Source organism: Peribacillus sp. P4_D6 (genome assembly GCF_056401795.1).
This window is the reverse complement of the sequence record NZ_JBFUIQ010000039.1, coordinates 1-17,347: the sequence shown is the minus strand read 5'-3', so window position 1 is coordinate 17,347 and position 17,347 is coordinate 1. Positions and strand designations below refer to the sequence as shown.

Annotated in this window: 20 protein-coding genes; 5 read left to right on the top strand and 15 right to left on the bottom strand. The window is 36.1% G+C overall.

All coding sequences use genetic code 11. From position 1 onward, the window contains the following. Positions 1-49: 49 nt before the first annotated feature. From AC1DVB_RS13915 to AC1DVB_RS13905, 3 genes are all read right to left on the bottom strand, one after another. Positions 50-1,690: a spore germination protein gene (locus tag AC1DVB_RS13915; RefSeq protein ID WP_477589630.1), complete on the bottom strand. Its 1,641-nt coding sequence runs from the start codon at positions 1,688-1,690 to the stop codon at positions 50-52. Positions 1,691-2,188: 498 nt separating this feature from the next. Next, positions 2,189-2,641 (bottom strand): hypothetical protein, encoded by a 453-nt coding sequence (locus AC1DVB_RS13910; RefSeq protein ID WP_477589628.1) that lies wholly within the window; start codon positions 2,639-2,641, stop codon positions 2,189-2,191. Positions 2,642-2,683: 42 nt separating this feature from the next. Then, positions 2,684-3,358 (bottom strand): VOC family protein, encoded by a 675-nt coding sequence (locus AC1DVB_RS13905; RefSeq protein WP_477589626.1) that lies wholly within the window; start codon positions 3,356-3,358, stop codon positions 2,684-2,686. 595 nt (positions 3,359-3,953) lie between these two features. Between AC1DVB_RS13905 and AC1DVB_RS13900 the strand changes: the two genes are divergently transcribed. Further along, complete coding sequence (locus AC1DVB_RS13900; protein ID WP_164468811.1) at positions 3,954-4,112, top strand: hypothetical protein; 159 nt, start codon at positions 3,954-3,956, stop codon at positions 4,110-4,112. A 158-nt stretch (positions 4,113-4,270) separates the two neighbouring features. On the opposite strand, the gene AC1DVB_RS13895 is transcribed toward AC1DVB_RS13900, so the two are convergent. From AC1DVB_RS13895 to AC1DVB_RS13880, 4 genes are all read right to left on the bottom strand, one after another. Next, complete coding sequence (locus tag AC1DVB_RS13895) at positions 4,271-4,552, bottom strand: hypothetical protein (protein WP_328119570.1); 282 nt, start codon at positions 4,550-4,552, stop codon at positions 4,271-4,273. 10 nt (positions 4,553-4,562) lie between these two features. Beyond that, positions 4,563-4,952 (bottom strand): SHOCT-like domain-containing protein, encoded by a 390-nt coding sequence (locus AC1DVB_RS13890; protein WP_477589624.1) that lies wholly within the window; start codon positions 4,950-4,952, stop codon positions 4,563-4,565. A 13-nt stretch (positions 4,953-4,965) separates the two neighbouring features. Then, on the bottom strand, positions 4,966-5,331 hold the full coding sequence (locus tag AC1DVB_RS13885; protein ID WP_034310939.1) for a DUF2089 domain-containing protein: 366 nt from the start codon (positions 5,329-5,331) through the stop codon (positions 4,966-4,968). A 287-nt stretch (positions 5,332-5,618) separates the two neighbouring features. Continuing rightward, the gene (locus tag AC1DVB_RS13880; protein ID WP_477589621.1) at positions 5,619-6,479 is read right to left on the bottom strand and encodes a transporter substrate-binding domain-containing protein; all 861 of its coding nucleotides are present in this window, start codon (positions 6,477-6,479) and stop codon (positions 5,619-5,621) included. Between the two features lie 208 nt (positions 6,480-6,687). Here AC1DVB_RS13880 and AC1DVB_RS13875 point away from each other — a divergent pair, with 208 nt between their 5' ends. Continuing rightward, positions 6,688-6,885: a hypothetical protein gene (locus AC1DVB_RS13875; protein ID WP_152607940.1), complete on the top strand. Its 198-nt coding sequence runs from the start codon at positions 6,688-6,690 to the stop codon at positions 6,883-6,885. Between the two features lie 282 nt (positions 6,886-7,167). Here the strand turns inward: AC1DVB_RS13875 and AC1DVB_RS13870 are convergent, their stop codons facing one another. From AC1DVB_RS13870 to AC1DVB_RS13840, 7 genes are all read right to left on the bottom strand, one after another. Next, a complete protein-coding gene (locus AC1DVB_RS13870; protein ID WP_057279068.1) occupies positions 7,168-7,554 on the bottom strand; it encodes a DUF1259 domain-containing protein in 387 nt (128 codons plus the stop codon). Between the two features lie 330 nt (positions 7,555-7,884). Continuing rightward, positions 7,885-8,382, bottom strand: coding sequence for a P-loop nucleotide/nucleoside kinase family protein (locus AC1DVB_RS13865; RefSeq protein WP_454861826.1), 498 nt, complete (start codon positions 8,380-8,382; stop codon positions 7,885-7,887). Positions 8,383-8,600: 218 nt separating this feature from the next. Continuing rightward, complete coding sequence (locus AC1DVB_RS13860; protein WP_095679932.1) at positions 8,601-8,834, bottom strand: hypothetical protein; 234 nt, start codon at positions 8,832-8,834, stop codon at positions 8,601-8,603. A 208-nt stretch (positions 8,835-9,042) separates the two neighbouring features. Next, positions 9,043-9,318: a hypothetical protein gene (locus AC1DVB_RS13855; protein ID WP_057279071.1), complete on the bottom strand. Its 276-nt coding sequence runs from the start codon at positions 9,316-9,318 to the stop codon at positions 9,043-9,045. A 525-nt stretch (positions 9,319-9,843) separates the two neighbouring features. Beyond that, complete coding sequence (locus tag AC1DVB_RS13850) at positions 9,844-10,284, bottom strand: cell wall hydrolase (protein WP_133352317.1); 441 nt, start codon at positions 10,282-10,284, stop codon at positions 9,844-9,846. A gap of 394 nt (positions 10,285-10,678) precedes the next feature. Then, positions 10,679-11,293, bottom strand: coding sequence for an undecaprenyl-diphosphatase (locus AC1DVB_RS13845; protein WP_034310895.1), 615 nt, complete (start codon positions 11,291-11,293; stop codon positions 10,679-10,681). A 477-nt stretch (positions 11,294-11,770) separates the two neighbouring features. Beyond that, positions 11,771-12,661, bottom strand: a complete 891-nt coding sequence (locus AC1DVB_RS13840; protein ID WP_477589617.1) for a LysR family transcriptional regulator — start codon at positions 12,659-12,661, stop codon at positions 11,771-11,773. Positions 12,662-12,828: 167 nt separating this feature from the next. Between AC1DVB_RS13840 and AC1DVB_RS13835 the strand changes: the two genes are divergently transcribed. The 3 genes from AC1DVB_RS13835 to AC1DVB_RS13825 are packed head-to-tail and all read left to right on the top strand — an operon-like array spanning position 12,829 to position 15,598. Further along, positions 12,829-13,218, top strand: coding sequence for a tautomerase family protein (locus tag AC1DVB_RS13835; RefSeq protein WP_034304408.1), 390 nt, complete (start codon positions 12,829-12,831; stop codon positions 13,216-13,218). 47 nt (positions 13,219-13,265) lie between these two features. Continuing rightward, the gene (locus tag AC1DVB_RS13830; protein ID WP_454861827.1) at positions 13,266-14,462 is read left to right on the top strand and encodes a YbfB/YjiJ family MFS transporter; all 1,197 of its coding nucleotides are present in this window, start codon (positions 13,266-13,268) and stop codon (positions 14,460-14,462) included. Between the two features lie 44 nt (positions 14,463-14,506). Beyond that, positions 14,507-15,598, top strand: a complete 1,092-nt coding sequence (locus AC1DVB_RS13825; protein WP_454861828.1) for an NAD(P)H-dependent flavin oxidoreductase — start codon at positions 14,507-14,509, stop codon at positions 15,596-15,598. A gap of 706 nt (positions 15,599-16,304) precedes the next feature. On the opposite strand, the gene AC1DVB_RS13820 is transcribed toward AC1DVB_RS13825, so the two are convergent. Next, complete coding sequence (locus AC1DVB_RS13820; protein ID WP_477589614.1) at positions 16,305-16,949, bottom strand: YczE/YyaS/YitT family protein; 645 nt, start codon at positions 16,947-16,949, stop codon at positions 16,305-16,307. Positions 16,950-17,347: the final 398 nt, after the last annotated feature.

Here is a 17,347-nt window from a genome sequence, read left to right as displayed (position 1 = left end):
ATTCAATAAGGAATACGGGCAGAATCATTAAGAACTGAACTATCTATTTTTACGATTCATTGTCGTCACCTTTTTTCATGTTAAAAGTCTTGATTCCACGTGATGTAGGAGGCAGCGGCCTTTGATTATTGCCTTCCCTTTTTAAATTATGAGTGGAGCTTATAAATTTGGGTCTGTCTTTAAATGCCCATATTGGTCTCCTGAAGAAAGTATCTCCTAGTCCTTCCGGGTTAAGTGGAGCAAGTGGTGACATATAAGGAACTCCGAATGAACGTAGGCTACATAAATGAACTACGACGACAAAAAGGATTAGAATCACACCATATAAACCCATTATGCCTGCGCAAATGATAAATACGAACCGCAGCAAGCGAGCCGAAATTGTAATGGCATAGGAAGGGGTCGCAAAACTTGCAATGGCGGTGATTGATACGATGATGACCATTGCCGGCGATACAATGCCAGCCTCAACGGCAGTCTGCCCAATTACAAGAGCACCAACAATGGACATAGTTGAACCAATCGCTTTGGGCATCCGTATGCTTGCCTCTCGTAAGAGTTCGAATATAACTTCCATGATGAATGTTTCGATAACTGCCGGAAAAGGGACCGTTTCCCGTTGTGCTGCAATAATGACGAGCAACTTTGTCGGAATTATTTCCTGATGAAACGTTGTAGCTGCCACATAAAGAGACGGGGTAATCAGCGATATAAAAAAAATTAAAATACGTAAAAAACGTATAGATGAGGCTATATCAAAGCGAGCAAAGTAGTCCTCGATAGATTGAAAGAACTGAATAAATAACGCAGGCACCAGCAAGACAAAAGGTGTACCGTTTACAAAAATGGCTACTCTTCCCTCAAGGAGATTGCCAGCGACCCTATCAGGTCTTTCTGTATAATCAATAGTGGGGAATGGGGTCATGACCTGGTCTTCTATCAATTGTTCAATATATCCGGATTCAAGAATGCTATCAATATTTATTCCTTTTAAGCGCTTTTTAACCTCCTCGACGATTCCTTCTTTGGCAATTCCATTTATATACATGATGGAAACATCCGTCTTTGTCACCGTCCCAATTTTCATCGGCTCTATCCATAAATCCGGACTTTTAATGATGCGGCGTACCAAGGCTATATTTATCGCATTCGATTCCGTAAATGCTTCTCTTGATCCGCGGACCACTGAATTTGTGCTAGGTTCCTGAACGGAACGCCTTTCCCCCCCTTTTGTACTTGCAACCAATGCCATGTTTATTCCGTCAATAAAAATGATGCTATCCCCTGATAATAATGACAAAAATAACTTTTCCCATTCTGTGATGGTTTCTACACCGCCAAGTGAAACCACATCCTCAGAGATCACCTCCAGCACTTCATGTGGAAGCAGCTTTTCTTTTAGTTGAGGATTTTTCATGATGGATTCAATCAAAAAGTCTGTAACGCTTTGACTGTCTATCAGACCCTGTACATACAAAATAATCACTTTAATCTCAGGATTTTGACTCGTCTTCAACGTTCGGAAAATGATATCTGGGCTATTTCCCGTTTTTTCTTTCACGATATCCAGATTGGCCTTTATATAGCTGTCAATATATTGGGGTATTTTACTTTTAGATTGACCTTTTTCGTCCGTTTCTTGCTTATCAGGTTTTTCCCTTTGTCCTTTTTGTTTGAAAAAAGAAACCATAGCACCAACCCTCGTTCTTTCCTTTTTCGTTCTAATTTGTCCAAAAATTGTTCTTTAGGATAATTTAACGAAAGTATAACCACACGTGGTAAATGAAATTTTCATCAATACGATAGCTCCATAAAAATCATTTAGTATTCTTAATATATTTTTTTGATTTTTGTAGGGGCAGCTCTCTACGTTTTATTTTTTAATAATATGCTCTTACAATTGATGGTTATACAAGAATCAAACTTATAATAAACTGCGCTTGCTGTACTAAGCTGCAAGAAACTACAGATGGCAGCCAGATCTCCATTAAAAAAATCAGCTTCCTTTACTACGGTTATTTTTTTCCCTGTTGAACTAGCCTGCCCCTTTAGCTCCATAAGAAAAAGCTGCCTTTTTAGACAGCTCCACCTTCAGCTAACGGCCCCGTTAATTTAGTACTATTCTTCACAAACTACCAGCTAGTTCATTAAGCTGAAATAACATTCTGTTGACGAAATTGTTGTATGGTCAATGTTTTTGGTTCTCTTTATTAGATAGATATTCTGCTACATCTTTTGGAACTTTAAAATACAAATGCAGTTTCTTGGTTCTAAGTTCGATATAAGGGCTATCTTTATATGTAATAATTGTAGCGATTTGTTTAAGTCCCTTTTCATCTGTATTTGGCTCTCCAAGTTTGACTGTATCTTCTTGGTACATCTTATAAATATACTCCTTAGTTGAAGTTGAAGGAGTATCTACAATACGCCATTTATTAATTTCAAGTGTATTAACAAATTCATTTACTTCATCTTGATTGTCTATAACGCTTAAAACCAATTCTGGATTTTCTTCTGACGATACTTCTATCTTTTCGGATTTATCAAGCCCAGGGTCTCCTTTCAGATCTTTTTTTTCATTGCTACACCCGAATAAAAGTACAGAAACAAATATAAATATCATACAAACTTTTTTCATCATTGCCTTTCCCCCTCAAAGAATCAAAACCATACACTCACTGTCTCAATATATCTGAAATTCATTATCGGAATTGATGATTATTTTATTGTTATTTATTAATGTAATCTCAATAGGATATATGGCAGATGTTTTATCGGAGAATATCCACCTTCTCCCAGGTTGGGCTAATATAATAAATACTCCATTCCTTTTTTTACCCATGAAATTAAGGGAATTTTTACTTATTGTATGATTGTCGCGCTCATACACACCAATTTCCTTTAATTTTTCGCTCACACTTATAGTGTCTTCTACAATAAAACCTATTTCACTTATGTTTAAAATGCTTTTAACCGAAAAAGGCTCCATACTATCATCAGCAATTCCATATCTTGAAATAAATTCTACTATATTACCAGAAGGATCATAGAAATAAAGAGCATGGGCAGGTAAATGTGCAAAATTAGCTTCATCTTCCCCATCTTCAACAAGTAAACTCACTCTTTCTTTTGCCCATGATTTTGCCTCATTAAATTTGTTAGCCGGTATGTTAAAAGCAAAGTGATAATAGGGGTCACCTTTTACTTCTTTTGTTGTAAACTCCATTTCACCTGTACCAACAGCCATTCGAAAGCTATTCTTATCTTCATTAATGAGAGAAAAACCTAAAGTTCCAATATAGAAATTTTTCATTTGCATTAAATTTTTAGTCTGTAAAACAATCGATTTAATTTCCATTGACAATAACACCTTCCTTGTATATCTAATTATTAAGTAAGTCATTTATAAAACGTACTGACATTCTGATTAAATCATAATTATCATTCCGAGTAAATTTATTCTATTTTTACCTACATATTCCAACATAACTGATTGTTGCTTTTGTAATCTCACTTATCGATTGTTTGCTGTCACTGTCCCTTTAGCTGCATACGAAAAGGAGCTGATGACAGCTCCTTTATAATGTAGTAAAGCATCTGTTAGTTCATTAAGAAAAGCATTTCTTATTAAGGAATTGCTGAGACTGTAGGCAAATTTGAAGAAATCGAGTTTGCCTCCCGTTTTTTTTATGGCATGTACAATTTTGCAGCGGCTTTCCGCGGGCGGTCAGGGAGCCTCCTCAGCTTCCGCCTGCGGGGTCTCCCTAGACTCGCTTTTCCCGCAGGAGTCTCGCACCTTTCTCTCCAATCCACTTTGTTATAGCATTTATATAGAAACCATACCTGATGAGTTTTTAAGGTGTTAGTTTGGGAACTTCATTTAAAATCAATTAGTACTCTTGAACCTTTTTGTAAATAATAAGAGTGTTAAACATAAATTGAGGAGGAATTGTATGCAGCAGAATCAACCAGCTAAAGGGAACTCGGGCTCCATTATGAAACCGGAATTTGCCGGAACTGATGCACAAAAAGTAAAACAACAAATTCAAAAAGATGTAAGCGAAGGACAAGGTGCAATGACTTCCCGAGAGGCAGGAGCAATGCGCGATTAAAAAAGAGCCCGTCAACAATCGGGCGCAACAACATATTTTTAACCCCGTCCTATAGAACGGGGTTATGCTTGTTTAAGCTTTTAAAATTAAATAACTTTGTGAGAAATTAGGATTTTCCTTCAAAATGCCAGGCAGTGGTCGGTGTATTCTATAATAAATTATAGTCTAACCTTAACCTCAGTACCGTCCTTAGCTCTGACATCAACTAGCACGATCCCTTTATAATTTTTCAGTTCCTTGACGATAGGCTTTAGCATATTTTTGTCTATATGCGGAAAGGTAAAGTCCAGTTTTTTTCTTTCGAAGTGCTCTTTTGTCCATTTGTTTACATTTTGCTGAAGAAATTTTGAAGATAAAATGGAAATAATAATATTTAAAATGGCATATGGAACTGGGATGGTAAACCGAACGTCTTTTGCTTTCACTTTTACATACATCATGAACAACTCACTAATCAATGATGACTGAAACGGTATCCCCGTTTGCCGATTTAATATCAACAATTTGGCCATCTAATTCGTTTTCGATTGCTTCCATGATAAGGCTTATGTCTACATCTTTAACGTATTTTTCCGATTGAGGAATACTCGCTGCGATGCTGTGTCCAGCCATTAATACTGCCTTGACCAGTTTTATAGGCAAGTTGACCGTGACGTTATCATTTTCGGCTGATACAACACGAATTTTTAATGTTTTATCTAAATATTTTGTTGGTTTTTCCAAAAGCTTATTACCTGTCTCTTCTTTCCCTTTTAAGACTTGAATCAGTTCAGATCCCTTATCTGCGTCAATTTTCCCTTCTTGAACCATTGTTAACACTCTTGTTATTTCCTCTTTCATGATAAATTCCTCCCTATTCCTCTTTTAAGAGCTTAATGGCTTCTTCTGGTGTGATTTCGCCATTTTCCAACATGGTGACAACCTTTTTCTCGTCTACTTCATTTTTCTTCTTCTGCACATATCCAAGGGATGAAATGATGTCTGTTAGCTTGCCTCGAACCGTGGGATACGAAATCCCCAGCTCCTTTTCAACTTCTTTGATATTCCCTCTGCATGTTAAAAATACTTCCACAAAATGAAGCTGATCCTTTGATAAGGATGCCAGCTTAGATAATTCAAACTCATTTTCAATCGTAGTGTGGCAATGAGAGCACTGCAACTTTGTAATTTTCAATGTTTTACTGCAGACAGGACACTCTGTGATTACTTTATAAGCCATAATGGACTGCAATTCCTCCCTTTTAGTTGATTCGATTATATAACAATAAATTAAAAATATAAATACATAAATTAAATTATTGAACTAAAAAAATCAATAATATTAATTTGTTATTTAACATTATTGATTTTATATATTCAACCCAAGTATTATATTTACCATAATGGTTAAATTGAACAAGCGTAACCCCGCCCAAATTTTGAACGGGGTTACGCTTGTTTTCAAATGATGGCCTTTTTTAAGGTACTAACACAGGTGTTGCAATAAATGGGCAGCACCTCAATATTCTATTCCACCCACTTTTTGTAGAGGGCATCAAATTTACCCTGGAGCTTCATTTCATCCATCCACATTTCCAAGTAGCTTGCATAAATGAAATCGCCTCTTTGGATCATATAACCTTTTTCACTGTTTGTGAAAGGCTTGTCGGTTTGAGCCGCATGCAATCTTGAATCAGCTTTTGCATATAGCATTGCTTCTACTGTGTCAGTGATCATAACATCATACGTACCTTCTGCTACAAGATGTGGGATATCAAGGTTATTTTCTACAACCGTTATGTTAGCATCGCTTAGATACTGACGGACAAATTCTTCGTTTGTTCCGCCTGGATTTACGCCAATGCGCACAGAAGGCTTGTTGATATCGTCAATGGTCAGATACTTGTCTTTATCTTCCTTGCGAATCAAAGGCACCTTACCGAATGAAAGGTAACCTTGGGATACATAAGCGCTTTTTTGTCTGGCAGTGTTGCGGGTCACACCGCCCACAGCGATATCAAATTTGTCCGCTTGCAGGTCTTTCATCATCGTAGGCCAGGTGGTAGCGACAAATTTCACCTCTACACCAAGATCTTTGCCAAGCTCTTTGGCAGCGTCCGCGTCAAAGCCTTCATACTCATTCGTTTCCGGGTTCAAATAGGTAAATGGTTTGTAGTCCCCCGTCATTCCTACCCGGATGTATCCACGTTTGATAATTTCATCAAGCTGGGAAGACTCCGCTTTTTTCAAATGCCCTGGTGCATTATTAGCTGCCGGTTCAGCCGAGACGTTTTGCGAGGAGATCAGGTCATGACTGACATACCCAGTACCTAGCAAGGATAAGCTGATCACTCCAGCCATCAGTGTTTTTTTCCAATTGTTAAACATGTGATTTCCCTCCGTTTTTTGCTGTATTTTTAATTAATCCATCAATTAGTAAAAATACAACAAAATAAGAGAATCACCTTCAAAAAAAAACATTTTTCCACAATTAATAGAAAAAGGACTACGCATATTAGTCATATCTAAAATGTGCAGTCCTCATTTAATGGTATCTAGTTATGGACCATAAAAAATCATAAATAGCATGAGAAATATGTTTAATGCTAACAATATCTTACCAAAGAGATTTTTTATAGCTAAAACAGAAAATACAATAGAAATCAAGAATGAGAAAATGGCTATTTGGGGTGTAAAATACACAAAGTCTAAAATGCCTGACATAGAAAAAAACAAAAGAAAAATGCTAATAAATAGAAATATCATTGAAAATATTAATGCTATCGTGATATAAATAAAAATCCTGAGTTTTTTCAAATGTTGTTTCTCATAACTATTATCAACCATTTTTCCCTCCTGATATTAAGTTTGTTTAATCATTAAAATCAACCTTTACCGAATACTATTCTTTAGCTATTCAATAAATTCCTTCTTCCACTAACCTGCCCCGATGGTTCCATAACAAAAGGCTGTCTTAAAGACAGCTCCAGCCTGCAGCTAACGCACCCTTCGTTCAACAAAACTCGTTTTTTACCGTGTTTATGCCAACTCCAGTTTACCAATTTGGGGAAATCCATTAGTTCCTTAACGCTTTTCTGACTTTCCTTGCAAAAACTAATGGATCATCAACAGCTTCGATATTAACGTAAACCAAATTCGGTTTATCGAAAAGCCACTCATTGTGTATGGATGAAACTATTATTCCTTGTTTAAGAATGGAAGCAACAAAATTTTCGACTTCTTTTTGCAAGAGTGCTACCCTGCCTAGGCACAATGCCCGTCCAGTATGATTATCTCTGGATTCAAATGAGAAAGAAGAAGTTACTCCAAAACGTTTCCCTAAAATTTTCACTTTGAGTTCATTTCGATTTATGGTTGCCACACATTTGCCACCCGCAAATCCTTCTTGGCCGCCGATAATCTTAGCAAACTTTTGACAAATCAATTCATCATTAGATGCCAATCTATTCATCTCCTCCCTAGTCTTAATAGGATATGAATTAATGAATAAATCCGAAACGGATATATATCTATTTTGAAATAAGAATTATGCTGATTACTCATATCTTATTTAAACTATCCTGTAAGAAAAGGGCCGATCGTCACAGCTCACTAATTAATGAACACCCGTTAGTTTAAGTGTACCACGTCACAAAGTTACATCGATTTTAATATAAATATATTAAAACTTTTCTTACTCACATTTCATTTTATATCATAAAGAGTACCTCCAAGAACAGAAGGTACTCTTTACACACGAATCATCTCATTTAACGCTGTGTTGAACTCCTTGTTATTCTTTTCCACTAAACTCTAAAATATTTAAACCTTCGGATGCTTCTGGTGCTTCAAAAAATTTATTAACATGAATAAACACCGCTTCCGTGTCAAAAGCTGCTCTTTCGGGTTGTTCGTTACGCCTTTGTGCAATTTGACGTAAGCATTGCTCGTTATTTAGATTAAGGAAAATTAGTTGATGGTTTGCATTGGCCTCTGACGCCATATCCAAAAACCACTTTCGCAGTTTTTGAGTGTTAGCTGGAAAATCCATCACTACATCTGTACCGACACTTAATATGTTTTGGACATGCTTTTTCACCAACGGCTTGAACTGAGCCGAGAATTTTAGATAGTCCTCAAATGATGCGATCTGATCGGGATAAAGAGATGAAAGCCATTCATCCTCAGACAACAGTACCGCATGTTTATCTATTGCCAATTGTTTTGATTTAGTTGATTTTCCTGCGCCCATTTTTCCACAGAAAAAGTATAGCGTCCCCAATTGTTTCATATTTTTTAACCCCCCGGGCTTATTTTAGTGGTTGTTGTCCCACCTTGAAAAATAAGAGAAATTTTTGGTTTAGATTATTCATTAAAATCTTCCTCCTCCTTAAAAATACTACCATAAAAATCCAAACCTTTGTTTATCTAAAAAGCCCCGTTAGTTCCATAAAGAAAAAGCTGCCTTAAAGACAGCTCCGATCTTAAGCTAACGTACCCGTTATTTATTTAATTTTTTGAGATTCTAAATTTCGTTTGAGAAAGAAAATAAGCTAATGTAGCAGTTAGCAATGTTACCAGTAATGGAATTGAAGTCTTACCAAACACTACTTCTTGACTTAAATTACTCTCTATCGAAGAAAAATCGGGAGTATAAGAAGCAGTAAGAATCAAACCTGATCCTATTTGAAATACCATATATATCATTACGAAACTAATTAAAAACACAAGATACTTTTTCAATATCGTCACCACCCATTACATTATTTTACCATATTTACCATTCTAATTGTTCTGCCCTGATAGTTCTATAAAACCTTTCGCGGAGTTAACACAAATTGTGCAACAATTTTCAAAGCTAAAAACCATCCTTTAAAAGGATGGCCTGAAAATGGACATTTATTTAAGTTTAAGACATTTTATTCAAACAGCTTATTGTGGGAAAGTAGTCTTATTCTTTATTTCTATAAGCTATTATGGTCGTTTTTAGGGCAGCATAATTTCCAATCGCAGCATAACCATAAAACCAACCCATAAAGATACCTGCTACTAAGCTGTGCCTATGACTAATGAAAATGGAAATCATCAGGCCAAGTGCGAGTGCTATGGAAGGTACAATTTTTTTTGAAACATTAAAGTAAACTTTAATTATTTGAGTTAGGAGCATTATAACAGGTATTGCTATCACGGCGTCCCAAAAGTTTGTATGTATTTCAGGGAAATTCATTTAAGTAAATTCACCTCTTATAGATAGTATGGTCTGATTTTTTAGGATTTAAAACACGCCAAGTATTCCAATTGTCACGGGTCACCAGAATTGTTGCTAAGGGGCCCCAACAACACGTTATGAATAGAATTTGCTACATTAAAGAAATTATTCCAGAAGCGATGCCGTTTGAGGGTAGACACAAACCCGAGAAATACATAACGATTGTGTCACAGTACGAATAAACGGTGTACACAAACAGGTAGTTTTTACTTTAATGCGAACGTATGATAATGCTAAGAACCGTATTTTCAAAAGGCCGCCAATTGGCAGCCTTTTTTGCGAAGAAATGTACCTAATCTAACCTGCCCCGTTAGTTCCATAAAGAAAAAGCTGCCTTAAAGACAGCTCCGATCTTCAGCTAACGCACCCATTAGCTTAGGTACAATAATTCACAATCTTACTTTTTTAGATAACACTATTACTAAAAGTTTTATTTTGTATAAATATTTTATATATGTAAAAAAGCTTACTCAAAGAGTAAGCTTAACCACTATAAACACTATCACATGTTCCAGGCTTTGGTTCATAAAAACAATGGTCTTTAAATTGACCAGTATGTGGTTGATCATACCATGTTGGAGGGCATGGAGCATATGGATTAAAATACCAAAGAGCATATCTAGCCGGATGCTGTCTCCAGTGCTTCAAATTCTGTTCTGCTAATCTTCTTTCAATACCTCTCGCTCTTTGATAAAATACATTCCCTTTTTGAACAGCTTCAAAAGAATAATTTCCTCCTTGTACTTGATAAATGACTTGTGGAATTGTTCTTAAACCTTTAAAGTCTAAACAATTAGCTACAAGACGATTCACAATTACATTTCCAACATATAACATTCCTTGTTTTCCTTCACCTTCGGCTTCTGCTCTCATCATCCTTGCCATTAAGTCAACGTCTGAACTTGTGTATTTTGCTCTTGTCATTTTTCCACCTCAAAAATATTGTATGAAAAATAGCCTACAGTCATGTCATTATTTATGTAATTTAAATGCTTAGTTATAATGACTTACAGCTTTTAGGTAAAATGAAAACTATTGCATTCTTTTTTCCCTTAATTCAACTAACCTGCCCTTTTGTGCCATAAGAAAAAGGCTGCCTTAGCAACCTTTTGTTATACTTTCGACCTTTTATTTGAAAAACCGTTGTTTAAAACTTACTGTTTAATAATTATTACATTTCAAGAAGTAAATCAGCTTTTGATAAATACATATTTTTTGTCCTGCTCCGTTCGGTTCTTGAAACAAGACTTAAAACAACAAATGCAAGTGAAGCAATGACCGATACGGTTCGCTAATTTGTATATTATTTAACCCTTTTTTAATAGTCCTTTGACTGACCTTTCTTTTGTTTGGATAGGGCAGATAGAATGGATTGTTCGCCCACCCCTTGATTTCTCAAAAATTTCTTGGTCAGACTTAACTTAAGAACAATTTTGTAAACGATCATCGCTGAAACGATACTAATGATGGCTCCGACAAGAACATCTGCTGGATAATGGACACCTACCCAAATTCGCGAAATGCCTACAAGAACGGCCAAAATTCCCCATAAAAATCCCCAACCCCTTTTGAACAACCAGAAGGTTATGCAAAATGAAAAAAATATGATCGTATGGTCGCTTGGAAATGAATTATTGACTGCTTTTTCAACTAACTTATTAACGTTGGGCAACTCAGCAAAAGGTTGGTAATTCGAGTGGAATTGCCCTGCTATTTTCGCCAATATTTCTGAGATAACTAATGCAATAAATGCACAGATTACCATGATTCTATTTTTATTACTTCGAGAAAATAAAAACATCAGGACTGCCAATACTAAGAAAAAAATCATGTACTCAGCGATGAATACAAAGAAAGGATTTAAATCCGTGTATTGTTTACCTAGATTATTAATCATTCTAAACAAATTACTATTCATTTCGGACAAAGCCATTGAAAAATTCCTCCTGATTGTATTATCACTTAAACCTTCATTATGCTCCATTATGTAAATAAGATGAACTTCAATTAAACCTATATTTTACATCTTTCAGACAGAAAGTCCATCATCAACGTGGCGGTTTAATCCTCCATTTATATTAAACTATCTATTCACACCTTAAACTATCTTGATGGAAATATTTATATAGGCTCCTGTTGAGTGCGGCGAACAGATGGGTAACTGAATTTGAAATGAAGCAAACGGATTGGCAAGAGAAATGGGATCAATTTGTGCCTATGTTTATTATGACGGAAGTTGACATCGTCCTTTTGATATTTATAACAAGGGCTGAAATTACCAGGAGCTATATAGCTCCTTTTTTGTTTTGTAAAAAAAGCCGCCAATTGGCAGCCTTTTATAGAACGAACGCACTTTAAGTACATTCCTTCACAATCTTTGTAAATTTAAGAAAATATCTACCCACTTAAATTAAATTTTAATATCTAACAATTCCTCCTCAGCACTTAACATATTGATAAATTTAATTAAAGACGCAGGTACATACTTATCTTTTCGATAAATGAATACTGTTTTGACTTTTCCGTATAGATCCGGAATTGAATGTTGTCTAATGATTCCGTCTTGTACATGCTTTGTAATCACACTTTGTGGAAGCATACTTATACCTAGACCAGCTGCTACACAACCGATGATTCCATCTATAGTGCCAAATTCCATTAACTTATTGGGTATCATCTTCTCTTGGTATAACCATTGTTCAAACTTTTCACGATAAGCACATCCTGAATGAAATACAAGCAACGTCCTTGTTTGAATTTCTTTGATAGAAGAAGATATTGGAGGATGAACTGTATCTGTAATAAGCATTAGTTCCTCTTCGAATACTTCTTTTTGAATGAGATCAGGATGATTAATAGGGCCAGATACAAATGCTCCATCAAGTTCATTCTGAAGAACTGCTTGAATATTTTGTTCTGTAGAACCTGTTTTTAAAGTTAAATCAACCTCTGGAAAGTCTCTATGATACTTAGAAAATAAGACTGGTAAGCGAACTGCTGCGGTTGTTTCCATTGAACCAATAATTAACGGACCTCTAGGTGTTTGATCATCATTCATCATACTTTTGGTTTCTTCAATAAGATCGAATATTTTTTCTGTATATGTTAGCAACATGCTTCCTTTGTCAGTTAATGCAGTGCCACGATTATGTCTATAAAAAAGAGTTGTTTGAAGATCCGATTCCAACTGCTGTATTTTCATCGTGATATTTGACTGTGCATATTGAAGTTCCCTTGCTGCTTGAGAAATACTCCCCATCTTAGCAACACTCTGGAAAATTTTTAATGTATGCAAATCCAAAATGATCTCTCCTTAGTTGATATACCTTTTAGCCATCGTTAAAATTGATACCAAATATCATTTTTATGTATTATACCATATAGCAAAGAAAAGATATGCTTATAATATCCTACAATTAACTGGATACTCTAAAGACATCATTACTTTTTGAGGGGAGACACACAAAAATGCCATTATTACGTTTTGACTTAGTAGAAGGAAGAAACGAGGAAACTCTTAAAAAATTATTGGATTCAGCTCATCGTGCGATGGTGGAAGCTTTCCAAGTGCCTGAAAGTGATCGTTATCAAATAGTTCATCAGCACCCACCGCATGAGCTAATAATCGAGGATACTGGACTGGGGTTTAAAAGGAGCAGAGACTTAGTAATTATTAGTATTGTTAGTAAAAAAAGAACTGAAAAACAGAAAGAAACATTATACACACTCCTTGCACTTAAACTTGAATCAGAATGTGGGATTTCTCCACAAGACTTGATGGTTTCTATAACAGAAAACAGCGATGCTGATTGGAGTTTTGGGCAAGGAGAAGCACAGTTTCTAACAGGTTCATTATAACTAACTAAGATATGGTTATAATATACAATTTTTTTTGAGGTGCATCTATGAAGAAGCAAACTTATCTTTTTTTAATAGGGGGAATATTTTCTTTAATCATTGCAATGGGGATTGGAAGATTTGCATATACTCCCATTCTTCCACTTATGCAAAAAGACCTTTCTTTATCAAATACAACAGCTGGTTATATAGCATCTAGTAATTACGCAGGATATTTACTTGGAGCAATTTTAGCTGGTGCCATTCCGTTTAAGAAGTATAGAACCAATTTATTAAGAGTAAGTCTTATCATCAGTACCTTAACCACTGCCCTAATGGGTCTCACATTCTCTAATTTACTATGGAATGTACTTCGCTTTCTATCAGGGTTTGCCAGTGCGTTTGTTTTGGTCTTAGCCTCTGGTATCGTGTTAGATAAACTTGCGGCTATAAGAAAAAGCAGTTGGTCGGGGTTGTTTTATGGGGGAGTAGGTTTGGGAATCTTTTTATCCAGTCTAATGATTCCGAGTTTAAACCATTTATTTCGGTGGGAAGGAACTTGGATAGGACTAGCTGTTGTGAGTGGAATCCTTGCTATCTTTGTATGGATCTGGCTCGATGAAACCCCCAACGTTGTTAAGCAGAAAAATAAACAAGATATGATTGTAAAAGTGCCCCCCACTAAATGGCTTATATGGTTGATTATTGCGTATGGTTTAGAAGGATTGGGCTACATTGTTACAGGAACGTTTATCGTATCCACCGCTGAAAAGACCTCATACTTTCATAATGGTGCCACCTTAGTTTGGATGATGGTGGGATTGGCTGCGATTCCATCCTGTCTCATTTGGTCTTTACTAGCTAAGAAATGGGGATATATTAAATCTTTAGTGCTTGCAATGGCTCTGCAATCCTTGGGTATTGCGATGCCAGCCTTTTGGATGTCAAAAACTAGTTTTGTCATAAGTGCCTTATTATTTGGAGCCACGTTTATGGGTATCACCACCCTGGCTACAACATTGGGTCGGGAAATGACTCCATCTGATAGCAGTCGGACTATTGGCATTCTTTCTGCTATTTATGCTATTGGACAGTTAATAGGACCAACCCTAGCTGGATTCTTATCATCCATCACACATGATTTTAATTCTGCTTTTATTGGCGCAGCATGTGTTGTCTTCTTTGGGGCAATTTTGCTTTTAAGTGGGATTCATTTCGAGAACAACCCTAACATAAGAAATTCAGCCGTCCAATACAAAAAATAGAAGAGAATTAATTGGGATAAAATACAAAATCGGGGGATTAATTGATGTTAAATAATGAAATGATGAAGCATTTGAAGATTAAGAATCCCATTATACAAGCTCCTATGGCTGGCGGGATCACCACTTCGAATTTAGTAGCCGAGGTATCCAATTCTGGAGGACTTGGAATGATTGGAGCAGGCTATCAGACACCCATACAATCAAGAGAGCAGATTAGAGAAATTAAGCAGTTAACATCAAACCCTTTTGGCATCAATCTTTTCGTGCCAAACGAATTTAACGTAACGCCTGAAGCAGTCCAATCAGCTAACCAGCTATTACACACTATCCGTAAGCAATTAAACTTAGAACAAACAGACAGCTTTGACATTCCTGAATATAACAAAATTTTTGAAAGCTTTATTGAACAAGTTAACGTTGTCATTGAAGAGAATGTATCTATTTGTTCCTTTACATTTGGTATTCCTCCTAAGGAAGTGATGGATAAATTAAAACAGCACAACATTACTCTTATAGGGACAGCTACAACTGTGAGGGAAGCCGTTGAAAATGAAAAAGCAGGAATGGATATGGTTGTTATACAGGGCAGTGAAGCTGGCGGGCACCGCGGGAACTTTATTGATGGTCATCAGGAGAGCCTAGTAGGTTTAATGTCACTTATTCCGCAGGTTGTTGACAATGTAAGCATACCTGTTATTGCTGCTGGAGGAATTATGGATGGAAGAGGATTAATGGCTTCATTCTGCTTAGGAGCACAAGGTATACAAATGGGTACAGCTTTCTTGACTTGTATCGAAAGTGGAGCACATAAGGTACATAAAGAAGCCATTTTGAATGCTGATGAAGACCAGACAACCTTTACTCGTGCCTTTTCTGGTAAATGGGCAAGAGGTATTAAAAACAAATTTATTGAAGATATGCTAGAGCATGAATTGGCTGTACCCGATTTTCCTGTTCAAAACCTTTTAACTCAAGTAATTAGAAAAACGTGCAGTGGACAAAATAATCAGGATTTCATGTCACTCTGGTCTGGACAGAGTCCAAGATTAGCAAAAAGTCAAACCGTTGAAATATTAATTAAAAATATTCTTGCAGAAGCCGAGAATATAAATAAACAATCATTTTCTCCAAAGTGAACTCATATAAGCATAAAAAAAGAAAAACTACATCTTTAAACAATTGAGATTTGTTCGAGAAAATACAATTAGTTGCGTATCCGAAATTAATGACGAGTCATCACTTTTCATACCTGAAGGATTCACTAATAATATTAAATGAAATCTAGGACATATATTTGTTGTACAAGAAAAGTTCGTTTTTAATAGTATTAATGAAAGAATTACAATACAGAAAGACATTTTCGATTTAATCATTACTGGTACTAAACCAACCAATTGGGGAGAAAAAGTACTACCAATGATTAGCGAACTATACAATCACTGGAGAAACAAGTGTACAGATCGAACAAAAATTGGAATTTCGGTTAAAAGAAGTTATAGAGAAGCCGTTTACTACTTCAACAGGTCTCACATTATCAACAGTTGAAAAATTTCTCAGTTATTGTTTATATCATGAAGGCATGCATTTCGCTACAATAAATTCGTTCAAACGAATTATTCAAAATGAAAGAAAGAATAGGATCCTTTAGTACAAACAAAATGTTCTATTCTTTCAAACAATCATTTAAAAAAACTTTATTATAGCACCGGCACAAATGGTCGGTGCTATATGTGTTAAAAGCGTTTAAATAAATTATCATCAAACACACTGTAAGTCCAGGTAATGCACCCGTTAGTGGAATAGAGCACGAAAAGAGGTGAATAAAGGACATCCTCCTTCCCATTATAACGGAATCTCAAATTGATCCTTTCGCTTCTGCTCCAAACTAACGATAAAGGAACGCATCCGCTTCATGGAAAACTGAAAGACCGGGCTTTGAATAAAGGTATATGCAAACGTCATAATAAACACTGGACCTCCAAGGATGAAACCGATAATCAAGATGATGCTCTCGACAACGATTCTTGCCCAACTGACCGATAACCCGGTTTTTTCCGAAACGGAAAGCATGAAACCATCCCTGGGACCTGCCCCAATTCCCGCAGCTACATAAATTCCTCCGCCAATTCCGGTTATGATGATACCCGTCAACAATATGAGTATATTCAACCACCAATGCTCCGTTTCATGAGGAAGAATGTTGAGATGCAAAAAGAAATCCATGATTGGGCCAATTGACAAGGCATTTAGATAGGTACCAATATTAATATACTTCCTATCCACGACAAAGACGATCAACACAAGTACTAAACCACACATGACACTCCACGTCCCAATTGTGAAACCGAACCTTTCGAACAGGGCGACGTTTAAAACCTCCCAAGGATGCAGCCCCAAGGATTGAACATTCACCGCAATCGCATTCCCTAATCCAAAGAAAGTTAATCCAAGAAAAAAAATAAAATACCGTAATAGCCGCAATGCCATCTCTTCACCTCTTCACCTTTTATATCCATCTACTATAGATGAAGCAGGTTAAATGAACAAGATGATCTATCCAAATCAAAAGTTGTTACCAAATGATTAACAGTGAAGCACATAAAGACGTACCTAAGGATGGTAGGTTATTTCTTATGCAACTAACCTCCCTCTATAAACATTGATGTATCAACGGTTTGCACCACTCGGTATATTAGGGAATTTATTTTTTTATTCTACTTTTAAACAGAGTATTGAAATTCTGGTTTTTATTAGTAAATTGAGCGTACGCTTCGCTAAAACTAATGGAAATCATTAGCTATTTTCTCCACTATGTGATGCACAATAGATCTCTGCGAAACTTATGATGACGTACCCTCCCATGTCTCTTAGCGTCATTTGCGCTT